This window comes from Nocardia farcinica (genome assembly GCF_029867845.1).
GTDB classification, from domain to species: domain Bacteria; phylum Actinomycetota; class Actinomycetes; order Mycobacteriales; family Mycobacteriaceae; genus Nocardia; species Nocardia farcinica_A.
On record NZ_JARWRU010000300.1, the window covers coordinates 1 to 4,089 of the forward strand.

Here is a 4,089-nt window from a genome sequence, read left to right on the forward strand (position 1 = left end):
GCGCTGACCTCGGCGCCGGCGGGGTTGGTAGGTTCGTGCGGTGCCGTCCGCCGATATCCCCGCTCGAGGTGACGATTCCGCGCGCGCCGAGACCACTGTCCCCGGCGCGGCCGACGCCGTGGCGCACGACGGCGGGGGAGCGGGGGAGAGCGTCGAGACCGTCGCGCGCGGGCAGGCCGCGCTGCTCGGCCCCGCCGAGGTGCGGACGCTGGCCGAACGCTTCGGCGTGCGGCCGACCAAGCAGCTCGGCCAGAACTTCGTGCACGACGCCAACACCGTCCGGCGCATCGTCGCCGCGGCGGGCGTTGGCCGCGACGATCTCGTGGTCGAGGTCGGCCCCGGCCTGGGCTCGCTCACGCTGGCCCTGCTCGACGTGGTCGACCGGGTGGTCGCCGTCGAGATCGACCCGGTGCTGGCCGAGCACCTGCCCGCCACCGTGGCCGACCGCGCGCCCACGCTCGCCGAGCGGCTGCACGTGGTGCGGGCCGACGCGCTGCGGGTCGCCGCGGCCGATCTGCCCGTCGAACCGACCGCGCTGGTGGCGAACCTGCCCTACAACGTGGCCGTCCCGGTGCTGCTGCATCTGCTGGCCGAACTGCCGAGCCTGCGGACCGCGCTGGTGATGGTCCAGGCCGAGGTGGCCGACCGGCTGGCCGCCGAACCCGGCAGCCGCGTCTACGGCGTGCCCAGTGTCAAGGCAGGCTTCTTCGGCACCGTGCGGCGCGCCGGCGCGATCGGCACCCAGGTCTTCTGGCCGGTCCCGCGCGTCGACTCCGGCCTGGTGCGCGTGCAGCGTTTCGCCGAAGCTCCGTGGCCGATCGACGAGGAGCACCGTCGCCGCGTCTTCGAGGTCGTCGACGCGGCCTTCGCCCAGCGCCGCAAGACCCTGCGCGCGGCGCTCGCGGGCTGGGCGGGCAGCACCGCCGAATCCGAGCGCAGGTTGCGCGCGGCCGGAATCGATCCCGCCGCCAGGGGGGAGACGCTCGACACCGCCGCCTTCGTGCGCCTCGCCGCACAGGGCTGAGCCGCGCGGCCGGACCTGGCTGCCGAGACGGGAACGGCTGCCGGGACGGGAACGGCTGCCGGGACGGGAACGGCTGCCGGGAAAGTGAGCGCCGCGACCGTGACAGTCGCGGCGATCGGTGTGTCGACGGCGCGCGGAGCGCTCAGAGGGCGACTTCGTACCCCGCCTCGTCCACGGCGGCGACGACATCGGCGTCGGCCAGTGGCGCCGTGCTCTCCACGCGCACCGCGCCGGCCGCCACGTCCACCGAGACGGCGGTGACCGCGTCGATCTTGCTCAGCTCGGCCTCGACCGCGCTCGCGCAGTGGCCGCAGGTCATGCCCTTGACGGTGTAGGTGGTGGTGGTCATCGTGGTGACTCCTCCCGGATCGATTGCCTCGGGCGGCCCGTCGGCCCGCCGATTCGAACATACCCCTAGGGGGTATTTGGGGCAAGTGTCGGCGGGGACGCTCGTGCCGGGCGGGTCACGGGCACACCGGTTAGGCTGTCCTCTCGTGCTGTCAGTTGTGCCGAGCCCGGTTGTCGTGCGCGCCCCGTCGAAGGTGAATCTGCATCTCGGCGTCGGTGACCTGCGCCCCGACGGGTACCACGATCTGACGACGGTCTTCCAGGCCCTCTCGCTGGGCGACGACCTGCGGATCTCGCCCGCCTCCGCGCTGACGGTCAAGGTGAACGGCGAGGGCGCGGCCGAGGTGCCCACCGACCGCACCAATCTGGTGTGGAAGGCCGCGGTCCGCCTGGCGCACATGGTCGGTCGCGCGCCGCTGGTGGAGATCGTCATCGACAAGGGCATCCCGGTCGCGGGGGGCATGGCGGGTGGCAGCGCCGACGCGGCCGCCACCCTGGTCGGGCTGAACGAGCTGTGGGACATGGGCCTCGACCGTGACGAATTGGCCGCGGTGGCGGCCGAACTCGGCAGCGACGTGCCCTTCGCCCTGCACGGCGGCACCGCGCTCGGCACCGGACGCGGCGAGCGGCTGCTTCCGGTGTTGTCGCGCAACACCTTCCACTGGGTGCTCGCCATCGCCAGGACCGGTCTGTCCACCCCCACCGTCTTCGCCGAACTGGACCGGTTGCGCGAGCAGGGCGAACCGCCGCGCCTCGGCGACCCGCAGGCCCTCATGCAGGCGCTGGCCGCGGGCGACCCGAGACAGCTCGCCCCGCTGCTCGGCAACGATCTACAGGCCGCCGCCGTGTCCCTCGCACCCGACCTGCGCCGCACCCTGCGCGCCGGGGTGGACGCCGGCGCGCTGGCCGGACTGGTCTCCGGTTCCGGCCCCACCTGCGCCTTCCTCTGCGAGAGCGCCGAGGCGGCGGTGTCCGTGGCCGCCGAGCTGGCGGGTGCGGGCGTGGCGCGCGCCATCCGCACCGCCAGCGGGCCGGTGCCGGGCGCCCGGGTCGTCGAGCCCGAGGACTGAGCCGCGCCCGGAGGCTCCGCCGACGGCCTCGGTAGGCTTGTCCGGTTCGGCGAGCCGCTGCCGCCCGGTCGGTCGTGGCGCCGTGGCCGTGTCGCGCGGGGAGGTCGTGCGGAACGGCGTTCCCCCAACACCGGTGAGTCGGAAGGTTCCATGTCCAACCTGATCAACCTCGAGCAGGTCTCCAAGAGCTTCGGGATCACCCCGCTGCTCGACGGCGTCTCCCTCGGCGTGCACGCGGGCGAGCGCATCGGCGTCGTCGGCCTCAACGGCGGTGGCAAGACCACGCTGCTCGAGGTGCTCACCGGCCTCGAGGAGCCCGACTCCGGGCGGGTCAGCCGGGTCGGCGGGCTGCGCATGGCCGTGGTCACCCAGCGCGGCGTGCTGCCCGACGGCGCCACCGTCGGCGAGGTGGTGCTTGCCGGGCTCACCGACGACACGGTGAGCGGCTCGCTGGCCGAGCACGAATGGGCCGCCGACTCCCGGGTGCGCTCGGTGCTGGAGGGCATCGGCATCCAGGATCTCGGCCTGGACACCCCCGTCACGAACCTCTCCGGCGGCGAGCGCCGCCGGGTCGCGCTGGCCGCGGCCCTGGTCCGCGATCTCGACCTGCTCGTGCTCGACGAGCCGACCAACCACCTCGACGTCGAGGGCGTGCAGTGGCTGGCCCGCCACCTGCTCGACCGCCGCAGCGCGCTGGTGGTCGTCACCCACGACCGCTGGTTCCTCGACACCGTCGCCACCCGCACCTGGGAGGTCGTCGGCGGCAAGGTGGAGACCTACGAGGGCGGGTACGGCGACTGGATCTTCGCCCGCGCCGAACGCGCCCGCCAGGCCGACGCAACCGAGGCGCGCAGGCGCAATCTGGCCCGCAAGGAGCTGGCCTGGCTGCGCCGCGGCCCGCAGGCCCGCACCTCCAAGCCGCGCTACCGGGTGGAGGCCGCCGAGGCGCTGATCGCCGACGTGCCGGAGCCGCGCGACAGCGTGAGCCTGGCCTCCTTCGCCCGCAAGCGTCTCGGCCGGGTGGTGGTCGAACTCGAGGACGTCACCCTCACCACCCCGGACGGCCGCGAGCTGGTCCGCGATCTCACCTGGCGGCTCGCGCCGGGCGAGCGGGCCGGTCTGGTCGGCGTCAACGGCTCGGGCAAGACCACCCTGCTGCGCGCGCTGGCCGGTGACACGGACCCCGTCGAGGGCAAGCGGATCCAGGGGCAGACCGTCCGCATCGGCTGGCTGCGCCAGGAACTCGACGATCTGCCCACCGACATGCGCGTGCTGGAGGCCGTGCAGGAGGTCGCGCAGCGGATCGTGCTGGGCGACAAGGAGATCTCGGCCGGTCAGCTGGCCGAGCGGCTCGGGTTCAGCCCGGCCCGCCAGCGCACCCCGGTCGGTGACCTGTCCGGCGGCGAGCGCCGCAGGCTCCAGCTGACCCGCATCCTCATGTCCGAGCCCAACGTGCTGCTGCTCGACGAGCCGACCAACGACCTGGACATCGACACCCTCCAGCAGCTGGAGGACCTGCTCGACAACTGGGCGGGCACCCTGGTGGTCATCAGCCACGACCGCTACCTGATCGAGCGGGTCTGCGACACCACCTGGGCGCTGTTCGGCGACGGCAAGCTGACCAACCTGCCCGGCGGCATCGAGGAG

Annotated in this window: 4 protein-coding genes; 3 read left to right on the top strand and 1 reads right to left on the bottom strand. The window is 73.8% G+C overall.

Translation table 11 applies throughout. The annotated features are described in order from the left end of the window. Positions 1 to 118 precede the first annotated feature (118 nt). Positions 119 to 1,024: a 16S rRNA (adenine(1518)-N(6)/adenine(1519)-N(6))-dimethyltransferase RsmA gene (gene rsmA, locus QH283_RS06515; protein WP_280502115.1), complete on the top strand. Its 906-nt coding sequence runs from the start codon at positions 119 to 121 to the stop codon at positions 1,022 to 1,024. A gap of 142 nt (positions 1,025 to 1,166) precedes the next feature. Here rsmA and QH283_RS06520 read toward each other — a convergent pair whose 3' ends face one another. Then, positions 1,167 to 1,373, bottom strand: a complete 207-nt coding sequence (locus QH283_RS06520) for a heavy-metal-associated domain-containing protein (protein WP_280502112.1) — start codon at positions 1,371 to 1,373, stop codon at positions 1,167 to 1,169. 145 nt (positions 1,374 to 1,518) lie between these two features. On the opposite strand from QH283_RS06520, the gene QH283_RS06525 reads away from it, so the two are divergent. Together QH283_RS06525 and QH283_RS06530 are read left to right on the top strand one after the other, a co-directional pair. Beyond that, positions 1,519 to 2,442: a 4-(cytidine 5'-diphospho)-2-C-methyl-D-erythritol kinase gene (locus QH283_RS06525; RefSeq protein ID WP_280502113.1), complete on the top strand. Its 924-nt coding sequence runs from the start codon at positions 1,519 to 1,521 to the stop codon at positions 2,440 to 2,442. Between the two features lie 150 nt (positions 2,443 to 2,592). After that, the coding region (locus QH283_RS06530; RefSeq protein WP_280502114.1) for an ABC-F family ATP-binding cassette domain-containing protein at positions 2,593 to 4,089 on the top strand (1,497 nt) is incomplete at its 3' end.

What these genes read in the sequence shown, in the direction of transcription:
- QH283_RS06520 (WP_280502112.1), bottom strand. Translation starts at nt 1,373, where the DNA reads ATGACCACCACCACCTACACCGTCAAGGGCATGACCTGCGGCCACTGC.